Annotated in this window: 8 protein-coding genes; 4 read left to right on the forward strand and 4 right to left on the reverse strand. The window is 60.0% G+C overall.

All coding sequences use genetic code 11. The features are described from left to right. Nucleotides 1–152 precede the first annotated feature (152 nt). The 4 genes from O146_RS0101415 to O146_RS0101430 all read right to left on the reverse strand — a co-directional run bounded on the left by O146_RS0101415 (nucleotide 153) and on the right by O146_RS0101430 (nucleotide 15,855). On the reverse strand, nucleotides 153–9,473 hold the full coding sequence (locus tag O146_RS0101415; RefSeq protein ID WP_027017482.1) for a type I polyketide synthase: 9,321 nt from the start codon (nucleotides 9,471–9,473) through the stop codon (nucleotides 153–155). Nucleotides 9,474–9,722: 249 nt separating this feature from the next. Next, on the reverse strand, nucleotides 9,723–11,510 hold the full coding sequence (locus O146_RS10680; protein ID WP_051619188.1) for a long-chain-fatty-acid--CoA ligase: 1,788 nt from the start codon (nucleotides 11,508–11,510) through the stop codon (nucleotides 9,723–9,725). A gap of 256 nt (nucleotides 11,511–11,766) precedes the next feature. Next, a complete protein-coding gene (locus tag O146_RS0101425; RefSeq protein WP_023018887.1) occupies nucleotides 11,767–13,575 on the reverse strand; it encodes a long-chain-fatty-acid--CoA ligase in 1,809 nt (602 codons plus the stop codon). A 561-nt stretch (nucleotides 13,576–14,136) separates the two neighbouring features. Next, nucleotides 14,137–15,855 (reverse strand): long-chain-fatty-acid--CoA ligase, encoded by a 1,719-nt coding sequence (locus O146_RS0101430; RefSeq protein WP_027017484.1) that lies wholly within the window; start codon nucleotides 15,853–15,855, stop codon nucleotides 14,137–14,139. Nucleotides 15,856–16,097: 242 nt separating this feature from the next. Between O146_RS0101430 and mshA the strand changes: the two genes are divergently transcribed. The 4 genes from mshA (at nucleotide 16,098) to O146_RS0101450 (ending at nucleotide 20,511) form a co-directional block, all read left to right on the forward strand. Beyond that, nucleotides 16,098–17,417, forward strand: a complete 1,320-nt coding sequence (gene mshA, locus O146_RS0101435) for a D-inositol-3-phosphate glycosyltransferase (protein WP_027017485.1) — start codon at nucleotides 16,098–16,100, stop codon at nucleotides 17,415–17,417. A gap of 93 nt (nucleotides 17,418–17,510) precedes the next feature. Beyond that, nucleotides 17,511–18,287, forward strand: coding sequence for a phosphoglyceromutase (locus O146_RS0101440; protein WP_021352890.1), 777 nt, complete (start codon nucleotides 17,511–17,513; stop codon nucleotides 18,285–18,287). Nucleotides 18,288–18,292: 5 nt separating this feature from the next. Further along, a complete protein-coding gene (locus O146_RS10685; protein WP_051619189.1) occupies nucleotides 18,293–19,702 on the forward strand; it encodes an ATP-binding protein in 1,410 nt (469 codons plus the stop codon). 110 nt (nucleotides 19,703–19,812) lie between these two features. Further along, nucleotides 19,813–20,511, forward strand: a complete 699-nt coding sequence (locus tag O146_RS0101450; RefSeq protein ID WP_023018892.1) for a response regulator transcription factor — start codon at nucleotides 19,813–19,815, stop codon at nucleotides 20,509–20,511. The last annotated feature ends 2 nt before the right edge of the window (nucleotides 20,512–20,513 follow it).

The following is a 20,513-nucleotide window of genomic DNA, read 5'->3' on the forward strand; positions in this document are numbered from 1 at the left end:
AGAAGTGAAAGAAACCCACTAGTGGTGCAAATAAAACTGAAGGGTCCGCCCTGATGGCCCGCAGCGCGGAAAATCAGGACGAACCCTTGTCAGTTAATAAACATGCCGGTGTCGGTTGCCGGCGCTGATTTTTAGGACGAGAACCCTAAAACCTAATCCCTCCTGCCAGATTCACCAGCCTCACCCGGCAGTGGGTAGGTCCCGTCAGCGCCCAAGCGAGCATCCTCGTCCAGCAGCAATGCGATCTCCGCTTCCTTCGAACCCCGCTCCGGCAAGCGACGGCCCTCAATCACACTGAACAACGCACGGCGGCCAATCATGCCAGCCTCGCGGTGCGCGGCACCAGCAGCCAGACGAGCATTCGCCTGCTCGCGCCAGGCACCGGCAGCGTCCTCACCGAACTGCGCGGCCACCGCAGCTTCGAAGACACCCGGGTGGCCGTAGACCACCACGGCACCAACGTGACCGAAGCCGAGCGAGGTCAACACAGCCGCTTTCACCGGGCGCCCGGCGTCGGCAAGCGAAACGCCGTCGCGCAGCCACACCAGGTTCTTCGCCTTCGGCTCGATCAGCGGATCCACGCAATCCAATGCCGCGTTGTGCGGCACGCGGCCGGTGCGGAAGACATCGATCAAACCGCCGGTCTGGAACAGTGCAGCACCAGCCTTCGAGTGGCCCGTCAGCGACTTCTGCGAAATCACAAACAGCGGAGCATCGGCATCACGGCCGACAGCAGGCCACAGCATGGAGTGCAGCTCGGACTCGTTCGGGTCGTTGGCGTTGGTGGAGGTGTCGTGCTTGGACAACACGGTCACGTCGTTCGGGTGCAAGCCCAGACCACGCAGCGACTTTGCCAGGCGCGAGTTCTCACGGCCCCGGCCAGCGCCCAAAGCACCCAGGCCCGGTGCAGGGATCGAGGTGTGCGCACCATCGGCATAGGACGCCGCGTGTGCAACCACCGCATAGACCGGCAAGCCCAGCTCGCGGGCCAAGGAACCGCGCACCAGCAGGACGGTTCCGCCACCTTCGGCCTCCAGGAAGCCCCCACGACGGCGGTCGTTGGCACGGGAAATGAAACGCTCGTCGATGCCCTGGTCGGTCATCTTCTTCGTCTCCGCGGTCGCATTCATATCACCGAAGCCGGCCAGCGATTCCACCTGCACGTCGTCGATACCACCGGCCACCACCACATCGGCCTTGCCCAGTGCGATCTTGTCGCAGCCTTCCTCGATGGAGACCGCAGAGGTCGCACACGCACCGATCGGGTGAATCATAGAACCGTAGCCGCCCACCAGCGATTGCATGGTGTGCGCAGCAATCACGTTCGGCAGAGCTTCCTGCAGGATGTCCGACGGGCGCTCCTCGTCCAAGAAGCGCGAGACGAAGACCTTATGCAGCGATTCCATGCCACCGATACCGGTGCCTTGGGTGGAAGCAATATCGCCCGGGTGGATCGATTGCAGCAGTTCCGCGGGGCTGAACCCGGCGCTGATGAACGCGTCGACGGCGGTGACCAGGTTCCACACAGCCATGCGGTCCAGGGCGTCGACCATGTGCTCCGGAATACCCCAGCGCGTGGGGTCGAAGTTATCCGGCATCTGGCCCGCCACCGTGCGTGTCAGCGTCGCCTTGCGCGGCACCTTCGCGGTAGCGCCCTGCAAGCGAGTGACCTGCCACTCGCCGTCGGCCTCGGCCACGCGAGTAAAGGATGGGTCAGCAGCTTCGATATCGTGGGCCTGGGCCTCGGAAGGCACGGTGAAGGTGATGTCGCGGTCCAAGAAGACCGTCGCCAAGTCAATCGAACCCTGATCCTGCAGGTGATACTTATCCGACAAGGTGCGCACGCCAGCGCGGGCGACGACCTCATCGCGGAAGCGAGCATAGATTTCCTCTTCGGCGATTTCTGCCCCATTGGCGTCGTACCAGCCCGGGGTTGGGTCTTCGGCCCAGTTGACCAGGCCCGTCATCCACGCCAGTTCCAGAACACCGGCGGCGGTTAGTTCCACCGAGCCGTCGCGCTGAATACCGTATTCTGCCTCGAAACGGGTGCGGCCCGAGCCCCAGGACGAGACCTCACCGACACCAGCGATGACGATCATGTCATCCAGATCTGTGGTGATCTCACCGGTTTCCACACGCTCCGGCTGTGCAGGCACTGCGATATTTGGCAGGGCCGTGATGGTCGCCGGGGCAGCGGGGGCGTTGGCTGCTGCCTCTGCTGCGGCCGCTGCGGCCTTTTCTGCATTCGCTGCCGCCTGCGCAGTCAGCTCAGCCATGTTCAACGTGTCACCCAAACCACCGGTCAGATCCAGGTGCAGCGGAGCCTTGGCAGCCTGCGCGCGGGATTCGGCAGAAGCCAAGCCCATCAGCTCGTGGGAAATCTCTGCTGGGTTCCAGACCCGGATACCCGCAGCCTCCACAGCCGGAACCAGTCCGTCGTTGCCGGCCATCAGGTGCGTACCGGCCACCCAACCGATCAGAACCTGCGCCAGGGTGACGCCGTCAGACCAGCCAGCCTCAACCTTCCACTTGTTCATAATCGCATCCAGCGCGGCCTTGACCTCGCCATAAGCGCCGTCGCCACCGAATACACCGCGGTTTGGTGAACCCGGAAGCACCACATGGCAGCGCTTGTCGACGCCAGCTTGCGCCAAACCGGCCAACCCCGCGATGGTGCGTTCGACGGACCACAACAGCAAACGCGTTTGGTTTTCTGCCTGCGGGCCGGCGTCGGCCAGCGACCCTGTCACCGGTGGGGCGGCGAATGGGAAGGCCAGGGTTGGGATCAGCGCTGGCTTGAGCAGTTTCACCTCATTGCCGACGGATTCCACCTGCTCAGTGCCGATCCAGTCGATGACCGCATCGACATCGCGGTAGGACGACAAGTTCGCTGGTACCAGCCACAGCGCAGCACCCGGGACGGCGTGCTCGGCATACAGCTTGCGGGCAAACTCCTTACGCGCTTGGCTCACGCGCGAAGCAGTCATGATGACGGTCGCGCCACCTTCCAACAGGCGCGCGATCAGCGCAGTGGCAATCGAGCCCGGAGCAGCGCCGGTGACCAGCGCAATATCCTCGGCGTAGGCACCCTGCAGCTCAGATTCTGCCAGTTGTGCGATCTCTTCCAGCTCGCCCTGCCCACCGTTGGCTGCCCACCAGCGGGCTTGCTTGGCGACGGTCGTGCCGGTGCCGCGGAAACGCTCCAGGGCGATATCTGCCTGCCCCAGCGCGTAGCGGGCGAGATCTTCCCGGGCGCTGGCCCAGCGGTCGTCGAAAAGCACGGCCTTGCGGGCATCGAAGACCGGGGTGACGGTCTTGACCCAGCCGGAACCCAGCTCTGCCTCGACGGTTTCAAACAGCGTGTTATCGGTTTCTGGGGTCTCTGGTGCAGGCTCGGACAAGCCCAGCTGTGCCAGTACGGTACGTGCGGCAGTAGCCAGCACACCGTTTTCGCCGGTGACCTGCTCGGCGAATTCGTTGAGCGCAGCGGAATCCACGACGGAACCACCACCGGCACCCGAGCCACCGGTTGCTTGCGAGACCGCCACCCCGTGGCGAGCAGCCACTTGCTGCACGGCGGCGTCAACTAGTTCGTTGACTTCTGCCTTGGAGCTGGCCGAAGTTGGGATCGTTGCTAGCGATCCGCCACGCACCGAATCTTCTTCGCGCGAGCCCAGCAGGATTTCGGCTTCCACGTGGGCGATCCAGGATTGTGGGAGTGCCCAGGTGCCGGTTACCCGCTCGCCGATAGCGGCCGGTTTGGCACCGGCGGCACCGGTGAGCTGACGCAGGCGCGCTCCGATGGCTTCGCTGAGCACCGCACCAAACGGGCTGTAGCCCGGAGCTGCGGTGGTGACGCGGCCACGCAGGGTGGCGACATCAGCATCAGCGGCTCCGTCGATGGCTGGAACTCCAAGTTCAGCGGACATATCCATGAGCAGCTGGTTACGACGCGAGGACACACCGTTGGTGAGTTCTTCGACGGTATCGGAATCGTTGATCTGCTCTAGGCGGATCTTATTGGAAAACGCGAACAGCGTCATGATGGCCTCGGCGGCGGTGAAGCTGAGCTCGCCGGCTGGGGCGCCGCCTCCAGTGTTGGCTCCAGCAGCGGTACTAGCGTTGGGGTTAGCGCTGGCGCTTGCCGACGCGTTTGCTGGGGCTGCCTCGGTGGCAGTGTTTGCGGTGGCTGCAGTGTTTGTGGAGTCAGGACCCGCCTCCGACATCGGTGCCGGGTTTTCCGTAGGACGTGCAGCATCGGCGCCGACCTCCGGCGCCTGGCTGGCTTGGTCGGCGGCGGCAGCAGAGTTACTTGCAGTATCTTCGTCATCCACCTCGATTGGCGCCTCGGTGACGTCGGCGAGCATGACCACATCCTGGTCACGCTCGACGTTGTACACCGGCAAGCTGACGCCAGCCACGGCCATGGAACGCTGCGCCAAGTTGGTCAACGTTGGCGACGACGCCAAGCCGACCTCGATGATCTGGTCGACGCGAGCAAACAGCAATTCCTGGGTTTCGATCCAGCGCACCGGTGAAGCAAACTGCCAGGACAACAACTCGATCAGCAACAGGCGGGCCAGCTTTTGCGGCTCCATGGTGGCGGCGTCGATGTTGTCGAGACGGCCAGACGGAGCCAAAGCCGCGGTGGCGTCCACGAAATCCTGGGTGAGTTCGAACGGGCGGGCCACTAGGTTCGGCACATAGCGTCCGACCAAGGCATCCAGGTCCAAGGTCTCCGGTAGCAGCTCGTCGAGTTTGTCCGCGAATGCAGGCACGCCGTCGCGCAGCACGCGGGAGTGGAACGGCACATCGATGCCCGGGACGGTCACGAACGCACGCGGGGCGATGGACTTCGCGCGCTTACCCAATTCCGCCAGGCCAGCCTTGGTGCCAGCGATGGAATACTGCTGGCCGGAGATGTTGTAGTTGACGATCTCCAAGAACTCGCCGGTTTCCTGCGCCACCTGGGCAACATAATCCTGCACATCATCGGCACTGACACCGATCATGTTCGGGCGCAGCGCACCCATGCCGTAATTGGAATTGCCGTGCTCGTCGCGCTCGACCAACGTGCCCATCGCGGAACCACGCGAGTAGACGATGTCGATGACAGCTTCCAAATCGAAGATATTCGCCAGCGAAGCCAGCGCGGTGTATTCACCCAACGAGTGCCCGGCATACATGGCGCCAGTAGCCAGCGCATTGTTTTCGCGCAAACGCTCGGTCTGCCCATAGGCGACAACGGCCAACGCGACCTGGGTGAACTGCGTCAGGTGCAGCACGCCCTGCGGGTGGCGGAAGGTAGTACCGCGCACCTTGAGCTCCGTTGGGTTGTCGTCGATGATCTGCCGGATGGAAAAACCATGCTGGGTGCGGGTGTGGTGATCCGCGCGACGCCAGGCCTCGCGTGCAGCAGGGGATGCGTTGCGATCGCCGCGGCCCATGCCTTCTGCCTGCACACCCTGGCCTGGGTAGACGTAGGCGGTGGCCGGTTGTGCCAACAGCGCCTGGCCGACGGAGACGACTTCACCATCGATGCGGCAGGTGACTTCTAAAGCACTGTGGATTCCGGCGCGTCCGACGCGTTCTGCGGTGATTTCCACCTTGTCGCTGAGTTGCACCATGCCGAACATGGAATATGTCCAGCTGGTGACCGTGCCGTGGGTATTAGCCAAGTGCTGGGCGGTGGCCGAGAGCCACATTCCGTGCACTAGGGCGTTGTCAAGATTGACCAGGCGAGCAGCATTAGTGGAGGTGTGGATCGGGTTATAGTCGCCCGAGACCAGCGCGAATGGGGTCATATCCTGCGGCGCCGTGACGGTTGCGCGGTCGACGAAGGAACGTGAGGTCGGCTCGACCTCAGCAGTTAGGGCAGCACCGCCCCATTCCGGGGCAGGTGCCGGGACGCTGGCACCAGTGGCGCGGCCGCGGATAGCGAAGCGCTGCATCTGGGTGGCCACCAACTCGCCGGATTCGTGATCGCGCAATTCCAGTTCCACGGTGACGATGCGTCCGGCGTTGGACTCATCGATCGCAGAGCACCAGGATTTGACGTCGATGCGGCGCGCATTGCTTTCGCCTTTGTTGCCGCGGGCGAGTTCGTGGAGTGGCACCCGCAGGTCAATAACGTGGTTCAGGTGCACGGCGTTGAGAAGACCCTCGATGACTGGGTAGTCGGTACCAGCAGGCTCGCCGTGCTCCTCGCCAATGCGGCCAGAGCCTAGAGCGGTATAAATCGCAGGCCAGGCTGGGCCCACCAGCACGTCCGGGGTGCCCGGGGCGGTGGTGAGCTTGTCGCCCAAACCAGCGCCGGTGACTGCGGTGTGTGCCTGCAACAGCGTGGTAGGCAAGGTGAAGGAATCTTCGGCATAGCCGAATGGATATTGCTCGTCGACCGAACCTTCCACGATGGTGGGCAGCGCGGTGATCTCATCGCCAGATTCGGAGGTCGAACCCACACCAGCCAGGCCTGCCAACAGCTCAAAGACTGCTTGTGGCAGACGGTCGTGGTCCACAACCGGGCTGGCACCAGTGGCGACGGCGTCGGAAAGATCGACGGGGATGGACACGGACTTCACATAGAACGGGCGCTGCTCTTCTGGCAGGTCATCCCAGTAGGAATCAGTGTTGATGCGAATGGAATACTGCGGGGCAGCCTCGGTGCCGTCGTTGATGATGTCAAAGGCTTCAGTTGGCAGCTCCACGGCTGGGTTGGCGATGGTGTGCCCGTGCCATTCCAAGCTTGGGGCCTGGCGCAAGAATTCTTCTGCAGTGGTGGCGTTGCCCAGGCGCGAGTACTGCTTGGTTGGCTCCACGCCAGCTTGTTGCAAGGCCTCGGTGGTGCCGGTTTCGAACCGGGCCAGCAACTCGGCGACGGGCTCGTCGACCTTGGTAATGCCTGCTACCGAGACCGGGCCCGGGATGATGCGTACGGCATCGGCGTCGTAACGATCCTCCTGCGCCTGCCACAGGGTGTCTTTGGAGAACCACTTTTTCAGGTCACCATCGATGGCCGTGGTCCATGGCATCGGCTTGTTGTGCTTATGGTTCAGCGAAACAAACCAGGCGGCATCGCGCGCTGCGACGGTAGTGGTGGCAGCCTGCGGGAAGGCCTCGAGCAAGGTGCGCAGGTTGGCCGGGGCATCGGCGACGGATTCGAGCGTCGGGAACAGGGTGTCGATCTCGCCGTGATCGGCTGGGTGCAGGCGCGCTTCGATGCGGTGCAACAAGTCAAACCAGCGATCCTGCCAGGTTGGGTCCATGAACGGGAAGGCCAGGTCGACGAAACGCTCCAGCCACTGCTGGTAGGTCATGGTCTCGACGTCACCGAAATACGGCTTGGAGGTCTTGGCCAATGCGGCGATGATCTCTTCGCGGTGGTCCTGGTAATCAGCTGGATCCAGCGAGGTGATCAGGCGAGCCGCAGCGGCGAAAGAGTTGTCGATTTCGTGGAGATCCGCCAGTAGATGCGACTGACCAGAGGCCACACCACCGTTAGCGCGGCCGCGGCCGACCCAACCGCCATTGGTCTCCGGGCTGATACCTGGGGTGTCGACGAGCAGCTGTTTGACCTGCGGGGAGGTAATGGCTTCTTTGGTGGCCATGGCGACCGTGCCGACGAACACGCCGTCGACCGGCATGCGCGGCAGAGAATATTTCTGTGACCACGTACCGGTTAGGTATTCCGCGGCACGTTCTGCTGAGTAGATGCCACCGCCGACGGTGATGGTGACGTTATCGTGCTCGCGGGCAGCGGCGTAAGTGTCGATGAGCATCTCATCCAAATCCAGCCACGAGTGGTGGCCGCCGGCGTGGCCGTCCTCGATCTGCAGAATTAACTGGTGCTCCGGGTTGGCGGCAGCGATGGCTAGGATGTCGCGGATCTGCTTGGTGGTGCCCGGTTTGAAGGAAATATATGGGAAACCGTCGGCACGCAGCTGGGCGAGCAGTTCTGTGGCCTCGTCGGCTTCCGGCACGCCAGCGGAAATGGTGACACCGGTAATTGGGGCGCCGTTCGCGCGGGCCTTCGGGACGATGCGCGCTTGGCCAAACTGCAAGTTCCACATGAAGCGATCGAAGAACATGGTGTTAAACGCCACGGTGCGTCCAGGCTGCAGCTGGCGGATCAGCGAATTCTTCAGTTCGGTAAACAGTTCTTCGGAATACATTCCGCCGCCGGCCATCTCCGTCCAGAAACCAGCGTTGGCGGCAGCGGCCACGATGGCTGGGTCGACGGTGGTTGGCGTCATGCCGCCGAGCATGATCGGGGACAAGCCGGTCAGTGCAGAGAACTTCGTCTGCGTGTACGTCTTGCCATCCGGCAGTGTGACCAGCCGTGGGGCGAACTCAGACCAGTCGCGCGCAGTAGGCAATTGCGCGCCGGGGGTAGCGAGGTTATCGCGTTGCGACGCCGTCCAAGCCGGAACGACGGACAGGCCGGTGCCCGCCACGAGCGGGGTGGTGAGTTTGGCCAGGCCGTCGTCAAGCACCAGAGCGTGGCTGATGTGCTGGTCGACCATTTGGGCAGTCTGTGCGGTCCAGTCGAACGGGCGGATCAGGATGTCGCGGACGACGGTGGCGATATCGGTGTCGCCGAGATCCAGCTGGCAGGCCTGGGCCCACTCGATGGTCAACTCTGCGGCTTCGGTGAGGCTGTCGTGGTGGAAAGGCAGCGCGACCGGTAAGTAGGTGAAGTTTGGAGTGAGTTCTGAGCCGCCGAATTCGCGTGCCTCCAGGGCGTCGTTATAGGCGCTGGCGTGGGCGGCGACGTTATTTTCTACCGCTGCGAGTTCATCCGGGGTGCCCGAGACAACGAAAGCGCGGGTGCCATTGACCACGGAGATGGCGGCTGAGCCAGTGGTGGTCCCATTCAGGGACTGCTCGACGACATCGCGCGGGAGGTCGCGGATTAACAGCATGTGCGAGCGGGAATCGGTGGAACCGTGGGCGACGCTTGCTGCTGTGCCCATCAGGATGGCCAGGGCCAGTGCGTGTACTGGATGTTTGATGGCGGCGATGCCGAGGCTGCCCTGGGAGTGGCCGAAGGCGGTGGTTGGGTTGTTCTGTGTTGAGCCCTGTTCTAGGTCGCAACCTGCAAGGTTCATCCCCAGGTCACGCAATTGATCAATGGCAGCCAGCTGGCTGAGCACGATGCCCGGGATGCTGACGGCGGGGAATACGTCATTGGAACTAGTGGAATTGTTCGGGCTGGTGGTGTGGTTGGATGCGCCGGTGTCTTGGGAGTCCGCGTGCACGAGCGTTTCCAAGCGCTCCATGGCTCCTGGGATAGTGGAAGCAATGGTGCGGGCGTAAGGGCTGACCAGGCTACGGGCTTGGGTCAGGTAATTGTCCAGGCGGCCGACGGCGTGGTGGCTGGCAGCGGCGTTGCGCAGCTGCTTTTCCCATTCCGAGGCTTGACCAGCAAAGATGATGGCGGGGGCGCGCATGGAATCAAGCGGTGTCAAAGACATGCAGTGGCATCCTTTACAGAAAATATGAGGAAACGTTCATGTTGTCTTTGCTCACCGTAGTGCATGCGAGTTATCTCACGTGGATAACTCGCGGCAAATGTGAGTAAATTCTCATGATTTTGTTTCAGAAACCATGTTTTGAGTGCGTATGTTCGGCATAGTTGCACAATAAAACGCCCTGGCTGGCCACTATCATGGGCGAACCAGGGCGTGAAATACTCCGGGGAAGTGGATCTTATTCAGCGCAAGCTACTTATCCGTAGCGGCGCCGTCTTGCGTACCGCCGTCTTCCGGCTGGGCGGCAGCAGCCTCGTCCTTTTCCTTCGGCACCAGGCCCAGCATATCCAGCAAATCGGCCTGAACTTCGCGGCGGCGTAGCTTACCAATCTGGTCAGTGGCAAGCTCTTCGAAGTGGTAGAAGGTGCGCGGAACCTTGTAGGCAGTCAGGCGCTCGCGGCAGTAATCCTTCAGCCCATCCGGATCCAGTGCAGCGCCTGCCCGCAGAACCACGCAGGCCACGACATCCTCCGAGCCATCCTTGCGTGGGCGGCCGACGACAGCGCACTCTTCCACATCAGGGTGCTGCCCCAGGCAGTCCTCGACCTCACCAGGGTAGACGTTGAATCCGCCGGTGATGATCATTTCCTTAATGCGGGACACGATGCGCACGAAGCCGTCTTCGTCCATCACAGCCATGTCACCGGTGCGGAACCAACCGTCGTGGAAAGCGTTTTCCGTGGCTTCCTCATTGTGCAGGTAGCCTTTGAATACCTGTGGGCCGCGGCCGAGCAGCTCGCCTTCCTCGCCATCCGGCATGGTTTCGTCCAGATTGTCTGGGTTAGCGATGCGCACCTGGGTATCGGGGAACGGGATGCCAATATAACCCGGGCGACGGTTTTCTGAGTGCGGGTTACAACACAACACCGGCGAGGTCTCGGTCAAGCCGTAGCCTTCCACCAGCAGGCCGCCGGTGCGTTGTTCCCACTTCTCGACGGTGGCCTCCGGCAACGGGGCGGCACCGGAAATGGAATTGGTGATGCCTTTCAGGTCGATGTCCTGCTTCTCGGCGGCCTCCATGACCTTGGAGTACAGCGTCGGCACGCCCGGCATCCAGGATGGCTTGCGGTTTTTGATCACGTCCATCAGCAACGGGATTTCTGGCTTCGGCACCAGCACCATCTCGCCACCCAGTGATACGGCAAGCCCGGCGATCAGCGTAAGGCCGTACACGTGGAACATTGGCAGAGCACCCAGCACGCGCTCGTCCGGGTTGCGGCCCAGGGTGGGGAAGAAGGTCAGGATCTGGGCGATATTTGCCGAGATATTGCCCTGGGTGAGCTCTGCGCCCTTCGGGGTGCCCGTGGTGCCGGAGGTATACAGGATTAACGCGGTGGAATCACTGGTGACACAATCTGGGGTGCGAATTTCCCGCCCGTCGCCACCGAAGGCTTCGCTGGCCAAAGATTCAAATGAAATGGTGTTTGGGGCGAACTGGGAAAGCTGCTTGCGTTTTTCGCGGATCGACGGCAAGGGCAGGTAGCGCAAGGCCAGCTGTTTGGTGCGGGGCATCGCATTAATCATGTTGACCGAGATGATGGTCTCGAGCGGGGTTTTGCTGCGGACTTGCTCCAACATTGGGGCGGCTTTGTCCCAACAAATCGCGATGCGGGCGCCGTGGTCGCTAAACAGGCTTTCTAGCTCGTGCGCCGTGTACAGCGGGTTGTGCTCGACGACGGTTGCGCCAATTTTTTGGATGGCATAAAACGCAATAACGTGCTGCGGGCAATTCGGTAGCAGGACCGCCACGCGATCACCAGGGCCGACACCGAAGGCCTTCAGGCCAGCCGCCACAGCGCGCACATTCTTGTCGAGTTCGCTGTAAGTCATCGACTCGCCAAAAAAGTAGGTGGCCTGCCGATGGTGGTTATTGGTCAGATTCGAGTCGTACAGACTCAGCAGCGTCTTGTGCTCGTATTCCGGCTTTTCTGGGATATCGCCGTAGTGCTGTAGCCACGCTTTGGTATCCGAAGCGGTCATTGCTACCTCCTTGCGTAGGGGTGCTTTACATCACACGTTTTTGAGATGGTCCCCACACTACCAATTGGTGAGTCGTTTCACATAAACTACGCAAGTTTTTAGTGCGGTTTGTTAAAACCGCAGCATAAAAGGGATGAAAAATGGAAGTGGGGCGGATCGACGTAGCGGTATCGACGTCGGCCCGCCCAAAATTAGCGTGATTTTACGAATCTATATTCGTGCCCTGTGCTCGTGGGATAGCGAACAAAAACTTCGCCTACGCCTGCTCCAAGCGTGCAATCAGGTCAGCCTGGACCTCGCGGCGACGAATCTTCCCCAGCTGGTCCCTGGCTAGTTCCTCGAAGTGGTAGAAGGTGCGCGGAACCTTATACCGGGTCAAACGTTCACGGCAGAACTCGCGCAAACCTTCCGGATCTAGCTCGGCACCGTCGTTAAGAATCACACAGGCAACAACGTCCTCCGAGCCGTCCTTGCGTGGGCGACCCACCACAGCAACGTCAGCGATATCCCGGTGGGCGCTGATGGTTTCTTCTACCTCGGCAGGGTGGACGTTAAACCCGCCAGTGATGATGATTTCTTTCAAACGCGAAACCAGGCGCAAGAAACCGTCTTCTTCCATCACGCCCATATCGCCAGTGCGGAACCAGCCATCATGGAATGCTTCCTCGGTAGCTTCCGGCTTATTTAAGTAGCCCTGGAAAACCTGTGGTCCCTTGACCAGTACCTCGCCTTCCTCACCATCCGGCATGGTCTCGTCGAGGTTTTTGGGGTTTGCAATACGGATCAGCGTATTTGGCATCGGAACGCCAATGAAACCTGGGCGTCGGTTTTCATTGACGGGGTTGGCCACGATCACCGGCGAGGTTTCGGTCAAACCATAGCCTTCGACCAACAAGCCGCCTGAAAGTTTTTCCCATTCGTCGACGGTGGATGCCGGTAGCGGGGCAGCACCGGCAAAAGAATAGCGGATGCCCTGCAGATCGAGGTCCTTCTTTTGGGCTTCCTCGGAAATTTTGTCGTAGAGTGTCGGCACACCGGGCAACCAGGTGGGCTTGCGCTTCTTGATGGCATCGAGAATCAAGGGGATTTCCGGTTTAGGCAGCAGGATGATCTCACCGCCGACGTAGGAAGCCAGCGCGCCAATGAGGGTCAGACCGTACACGTGGAACATAGGCAGTGCACCCATGAGAGTTTCGGGCTTTTCGCCAATTCCGGGCAGCCAGTACTTTGCCATTTGCACGTTGGAGCAGATATTGCGGTGGCTAAGCATCGCACCCTTCGGGGCGCCGGTGGTTCCGGAAGTATAAAGGATGAATGCGATGTCGTCCGGGGTCAGCGTCGGCTCTGGTTCCAGGTTTTCACCAGTGCCGCCGATCGCGCCGTCGAGAAGCATGCGGTAGGGGATCGCGTTATCGGCTTTTGCAGTGAGCATCTCGCGCTTTTCACGCACCGCAGGTAACGGCAGATAGCGCAACGCCAGCTGCTTGGTTACGGGCATGGCCTCAACCATGTTTACCGCGATGAGGTTTTGCAGCGCTGTGGCGTGGCGAAGCGGCTCCAGCGAACTAGCGATTTTGTCCCAGACGATGGCAGTGCGCGCTCCGTGGTCTTTGAATAGGCCTTCTAGCTCATATGGGGTGTACAGCGGGTTGTGCTCGACGACGGTTGCACCTAACCGCAGGATGGCGTGCACCGCGACGATGTGCTGCGGGCAGTTAGGGAGCACCACAGCCACCCGGTCGCCTTTGCTGACTCCTAGTGATTTTAGGCTTGCGGCTACCGCGCGGACCTGCTTATCAAGTTGCGCATACGTCGTCGATTGCCCGAAAAACCAGGTGGCGTTGCGATCCCGGTGATTTTTGAGGTTTTCGACGTAATTGTCGACAAGGGTGAGATCCGCGAAATCGATTTCGGGAGGGCAGGCGTCGTTATAGTGCTGTAACCAGGCGCGGTTTTTGAATGCGGTTGCCGCACCGGTGTTTGCGTTGTCGTTTGGATTGTTGTTTGTGTCCTCATTTCTGTTGTTGTTTGTGTCGGTGTTGAGAGCATGTTTGGGCTCTGACATGGGAACAATCCTCCTGTATTGGCGTTTGCTGGCTTCGCTTGCTGGGCCGTAGGTGGGCAAACCTTGCGGGGTGTACGAACCGTCGCTAGCGAACTGCACCGAAATATTGTGACCTGTATTGCAGTTTTGGTTCCATAACCACAGTAGGCGATTGGGGCTCGCTTGGCTAGGGTGTGTTCGTTAAAGCGGTACTTTGGGGCCAGACTGCGGCACGTGGAAAGCACATTAACTGATTTGCAGGCAAACAAAATAGTTGGTGTTCGTAAGGGGGTGGTTAGCGAAGATCAACCGGAAAAGCGGGGAGGGGCTGTGCCAGCCTGACAGAAAACTGGCAGACAGAAACCGGCCGAGAGAAAATTGACAGAGAGAAACCGGCAGACAGAAAACCGACAGAGAGAAACTGGCAGACAGAAACCGGCAGAGAGAAAACTGGCAGACAGAAACCGGCAGAGAGAAAACTGGCAGACAGAAACCGAGAAAAAGAAAACCGCCCGGAAAACCGGGCGGTGAAAACTGTATCCAGAAGCGATAAGAAGGAACTACAGAACCTGTAGCCCTCCGCTAGCTCGCATCCTCTAAACGTTTCAGCAGGTCAGACTGTACCTCGCGTCGGCGGATCTTCCCCAATTGGTCCTTCGACAACTCCTCAAAGTGGTAGAACGTGCGGGGAACCTTATATGGAGTCAGTCGCTCCTTGGCAAAAGCACGCAGCCCTTCTGGGTTCAGCTCGGCGCCATCGCGCAAAACCACACAAGCCACGACATCCTCGGCACCGTCGGAACGCGGACGGCCCACCACGGCGCACTCGACGACGTCGGCATGGCTCAACATCGTCTCTTCCACCTCACCCGGATACACGTTAAAACCACCGGTAATGATGATTTCCTTGATGCGCGAAACCAGGCGGATAAAACCATCCTCTTCCATTACACCGACATCGCCGGTGCGGAACCAGCCGTCGTGGAACGCAGCCTCTGTAGCCTCCGGGTTGTCGTAATAGCCACGGAAAACCTGCGGCCCACGGGCGAGAAGCTCGCCTTCCTGGCCGTCGGGAAGCGTCTCATCCAGGTTGTCCGGGTTTGCGATCCGAATTTCGGTATCAGGAAATGGGACACCGATATAACCGGGCCGACGGTTCTGACTCATGGGGTTACCCACCAAAATCGGCGAACATTCAGTCAGACCATAACCTTCCACCAAAAGGCCAGAGGTGGCTTGCTCCCAGTTTTCCACGGTGTGTACCGGCAGAGTAGAAGCACCAGAAAATGCATTGCGCACCTGAGAAAGGTCAATATCTTTGTCCTTGGCTGCCTCGATGATTTTCTCGTACAGCGGTGGCACACCCGGGATCCATGTCGGCGGGTGCTTTTTCATAATGTCCATCAGCAACGGAATCTGTGGCGACGGCAGCAGAACCATCTCGGCGCCCAAAAATGGCCCCAACGTGCCGAAAAATGTCAGACCATACGCGTGGAACATGGGCAGCGCCCCCAACAGGCGTTCTTGTTCATCTCCTAGCCCGGGAACCCAGTGCTTGCCCTGCAAAATGTTGGCATACAGATTGCCGTGGGTCAGCTGCGCGCCCTTCGGTGTGCCAGTAGTGCCCGAGGTATACAAAAGCAGTGCGGGTGTGTTCTTGTCGACGCCGTCGGCAGGCACAAAATCGCCCGCCGAACCGCCCATAGAGCCGTCGGCAAGCACAGAAAACGGAACCGTGTTTGGCGCAGGTGCGGTCAACTGCTTACGGGTTTCGCGAATTTTCGGCAGTGGAATGCGCAAGGCCCACTGTTTGAACTTCGGCATCGCTTCGACCATGTTCACCGAAATGATCGTTTCCAGCGCTAGGTCGCGGTCCTGGCGTAGCTTCTCCACCGTTTCCGCGGCCTTATCCCAGACAATCGCCACACGGGCGCCATGGTTGACGAAAGGATCGTACAACTCATGTGCCGTGTAGAGAGGATTGTGTTCGACGACGATCGCGCCCAGCTTGAGCACAGCATAAAACGCGGCCACGTGTTGCGGGCAGTTCGGCAAAATGAGTGCGACACGATCGCCCGGGCCGACGCCAAGGGAGCGTAGGCCAGCGGCAATACCGCGAACCTGCTCATCAAGCTCGCCGTAGGACATGCGGTGGCCGAAAAACCACGTCGCGGGCTTGTTCCGGTTGATCGCTAGGTTGTTGTCATAAACATCCAGCAAGGTGACGTTGCCGTAATCAAGCGTGTGCGGAGTCGATGGTGCGTAGTGCTGCAACCATGCCTTCGATTCAAAAGCCGACATAGAACTACTGTGCTTCCTTCATGCTGGGTGGGTGTACCGGGACTGGTTTTGTAGTGCGGATTGTTTTGTCCGGACTGGAGAACTCTTTCCAGTGTACTCCCGGCAACGTGGGGCGTTTCGTGGGAGCGTGTCAAGTTGTTTGTATGCGAGGTCTAGTGGTTACGCTGGGCTTATAGTTCTAGGTCGCGACCTATAGAAGCTCCAGTTCTGCTGCAGTACGCCAGTATCTTTAGGATGCAAGTATGCGCATCGCCATGATCTCTATGCACACCTCACCCATCGAGCAGCCGGGAATCGGCGATGCCGGGGGCATGAACGTCTACGTCTTAAATATTGCCCGCCAGCTCGCGAAACAGGGTATTGGTGTCGATATCTTCACCCGCGCCACCCGATCCTCCCAGCCGGAGGTCATGCAACTTGCCGATAACCTCCGCGTTATCAACATCATCGCGGGCCCTTATGTCGGATTAGAAAAAGAATCGTTGCCGACGCAGCTGGTTGCTTTCACCGGGGGCATCGTGCAGTTCGTCAACAAAGAATCCCAGCCGGCGGCAAAGCAGGAATCCCGTACTGGCTACGCTCCCTGCCACGCACCGTACGATGCGATCCATTCCCATTATTGGCTCTCCGGCCAGGTTGGCTGGTTGTTACGCGACCTGTGGGGCATCAGCCTGGTCCACACCGCCCACACGCTTGCGGCGGTGAAAAACGCCTACCGCTCGGCTGACGATACCGCCGAATCTGAGGCCCGGCGCATCTGCGAACAGCAACTCGTCGACAACGCCGACACTCTCGTCGTTAACACCGACGAAGAAGCCCGCGACCTCATCGGCCATTATGATGCCGAACCTTCCAAGATCATGGTGGTCCCGCCAGGTGCCGACCTAGAACTGTTTACCCCGGGCACAGACCGCAACACTGAGCGCTCCCGACGCGAACTCGGCATCCCACTACACACGAAAGTGGTCGCTTTCGTCGGCCGGCTACAGAAATTCAAAGGCCCTGAGGTGCTCATCCGCGCCACCGCCGAGCTTTTCCGCCGCGAGCCGGACCGGTGCCTACGAGTGGTGATCTGCGGTGGCCCTTCGGGAAGCGCAGCCAGCCCGGATTATTATCACAATCTTGCCTGTGAACTGGGCGTCGGCAAATGCATCCGGTTCATTGATACCCGCCCGCCGGAGGAGCTGGTCGCGGTGTATCAAGCTGCTGACCTGATTGCGGTGCCGAGTTACAACGAATCATTCGGGCTCGTTCCCATGGAGGCACAGGCTTGTGGCACCCCGGTGGTGGCTGCGCGGGTCGGTGGCCTGCCGATTGCGGTCGCTGACGGTCGCACGGGCACGCTTGTCGACGGCCACGACCCTGCTGATTGGGCCGATGCGTTGGCAGATTTGCTGGACGACGACGAACGCCGTGTCCAGATGGGGCAGGCCGCGGTGGGCCACGCCGCGCAGTTCTCGTGGGCGGCGGCTGCGGACCGGCTAGTGGGGGTATTCCAGGATGCGATTGCGAGTGCTGATGGGGCAGCAAGGTTGCACAACCGGCAAGCCAGCGGGAATTAAAGGGGAACTGACGGGGAACTGAAGGGGTGCGGAGTCTGGCGAGCTCGCCGTGGCTCCGGCACTGATTCCGCCGACCGTGGCATGCTAGAAGCTATGACTGGACCTAATTCTGAACCGAATTCTGCCAACGGCAAGCTCATCTTGCTGCGCCATGGCCAATCCACCTGGAATGAATCCAACCAGTTCACCGGCTGGGTTGATGTAGACCTGACCGCACGTGGAGAAAGCGAGGCGCGCCGGGCCGGAGAATTGATTGCCGCTGCTGGGCTGCAGCCAGAGGTGGTCTACACTTCGCTGCTGCGTCGTGCTATCCGTTCGGCAAATATTGCGTTGTCTGCGGCCGACCGCCACTGGATTCCTGTAGTCCGTAACTGGCGCATAAACGAACGCCACTACGGTGCCCTGCAAGGCTTGAACAAAGCCGAAACCCGCGACAAATACGGTGAGGATCAGTTCATGTCGTGGCGTCGTTCTTATGACACCCCGCCACCGGAGCTTGCCGACGACTCCCAGTACTCCCAAGCTGGCGACCCGCGTTATGCGGATGTGGACAACCCGCCCCGCACTGAATGCCTGAAAGACGTCGTAGCCCGGGCCATCCCATATTTCGAGGCGGAGATTTTGCCACGCCTGCGGGATGGTCAGACCGTGTTGTTGGCTGCGCACGGCAACTCGCTGCGCGCACTTGTTAAGCACCTGGATGCGATTTCGGACGAAGATATTGCCGCGCTGAATATCCCGACCGGTATGCCACTGGTGTACGAATTTGCCGCCGACGGCAGCATCGTGAACCCAGGAGGCGACTACTTGGACCCAGAAGCCGCGCAGGCGGGTGCTGCTGCCGTAGCGAATCAGGGCCAGGCCAAGTAAATCACGTGACGACAACCCAGATTGTTGTTCTTGCCGTCGTGGTGACGGTACTGGTCACCGCAGTGCTACTTGTCGCTGGGGCGGTGTGGTTGCGCCGCGGTGGGCAGCTGGGCCGGTTCGGTGCTGAAGAACAAACCCAGGACTCGGACCGGATTTTGGAATCTAACCAGGTTGCCACCGTCGGCCAGATGTTGCATTTGGTTATTCAATCATCGCCGACGGGCATCGTCGTAGTGGACCGCAATGGCGATGTCATGCTGTCGAATGCCCGCGCTCACGACATGGCTCTGGTGCACGCGCGCACCATTAACCCACAGGTGTGGCGGGTGGCTGCAAACGTCTTTGACGACGAAGAAAAAGAAAACCGCTACCTCGAGCTTTCCGTGCCTAAGCATCGCACGGGTAATCGGATTTCCAACGTGCGCGCGCTGGTTAAGCCCTTAACCCTTGTCGACGATCGTTTCATGATTGTCTATGGCACCGACGAATCCGAAAACGTGCGTATGCAATCGGCACGGCGGGATTTCGTCGCGAACGTATCCCACGAGCTAAAAACCCCGGTTGGGGGGATGGCGCTGTTGGCCGAAGCGCTGTTGGGTTCGCCGGATGATCCGGAGCACGTGACGCATTTTGGGCGTCAGCTGCAGCGCGAAGCTAACCGCATGGCGGATATGGTCAATGAGCTGATTTCCTTGTCCAAGTTGCAGGGGGCGGAAGCGCTTCCAGAGATTGCGCCGGTCTCCGTGGCCGAGGTCATTAGTGCGGCGATTGCGCGTAACCAGGTGGCAGCAGAAAACCACGGCATTATTCTGCGAAACCTGGGGGCTGTGAATGGAACCAGCGGCGCAACTAGCGACGATGCAACCAGCGGTGCAACTGGAGGCGACGCAACTAGTGGTGACGCAACCGGTGGTGCCGAATCAAACTCGGGGCTATTCGTCGTCGGTAATAGAAATCTGTTGGTTACGGCAGTGTCGAACCTAGTCTCCAATGCCATTAACTATTCCCCAGATTCCACACCGGTGACTGTGAGTTACGAGGCAGTATCCGCTGAGGAAATCTGCATCCACGTCGTTGATCAAGGCATTGGTATTGCTTCCGAAGACCAGGAGCGCGTATTCGAGCGGTTTTTCCGAGTCGACAAGGCCCGCTCCCGACAAACCGGTGGCACGGGCCTGGGGCTGGCGATCGTGAAGCATGTGGTCGCCAACCACGGTGGCAATATCAGATTATTTTCCGAATTGGGCGAGGGCACCATGTTTACCCTGGCGTTGCCGCGTTACCAAGGTGACGGCATGGGCGGGCATGAACTGGAAGACTTAGAAGAATTAGAAGATTTGAAAGGCCTAGATAACCGGGGAACCCCAGAAAATCCGGAAGGCCTACCCAGCCGGGAAAAACCAGAAGAACCGTGATTTTTTAGCGGCGAGCTGTTATAGAATCGCCCCTGTGGCAGGAAACAGGTTGCGGCCGTCGAGCCGGCGAAACGTTACACGCCGTTGAACGTCGAAAGGACACAAGCCCCATGGCTACTGTTTTGATCGTGGAAGATGAAGAGTCGTTATCTGATCCGCTGGCATTTCTTCTGCGCAAAGAGGGATTCGAGACGGTCATTGCCGCTGATGGCCCCACGGCGCTGTCGACGTTTCAGTCACAACACGTCGATATCGTTTTGCTGGATCTGATGCTTCCCGGGATGTCGGGCACTGAGGTGTGTAAGAAAATCCGGCTTACCTCGCAGGTTCCGATCATTATGGTCACCGCACGTGACTCTGAGATTGACAAGGTGCTCGGGCTCGAGCTTGGCGCCGACGACTACGTGACCAAGCCATATTCTGCTCGTGAACTCACCGCCCGCATCCGGGCGGTGCTGCGTCGAGGGGCCGAGAAAAACACAGAAGCAGAGACTATCGAGGCCGCCGATAACGTTTTGGAAGGCGGCCGCGTGCGCATGGACGTCGACAGCCATATCGTTTACGTCGATGGCGAAGCAGTTCCAATGCCGCTGAAAGAATTCCACCTGTTGGAATATTTGCTGGAAAACGCCGGACGCGTTCTTACCCGCGGGCAACTGATCGACCGCATCTGGGGCTCTGATTACATCGGCGACACTAAAACCATCGACGTGCATGTCAAACGGTTACGCTCCAAAATTGAACCGGAACCATCCCGCCCGACACACCTGGTGACTGTGCGCGGGCTAGGTTATAAGTTCGACGCCTAGTT

Origin of the sequence: Corynebacterium pseudodiphtheriticum DSM 44287, from assembly GCF_000688415.1 — a bacterium.
GTDB classification, from domain to species: Bacteria; Actinomycetota; Actinomycetes; order Mycobacteriales; family Mycobacteriaceae; genus Corynebacterium; species Corynebacterium pseudodiphtheriticum.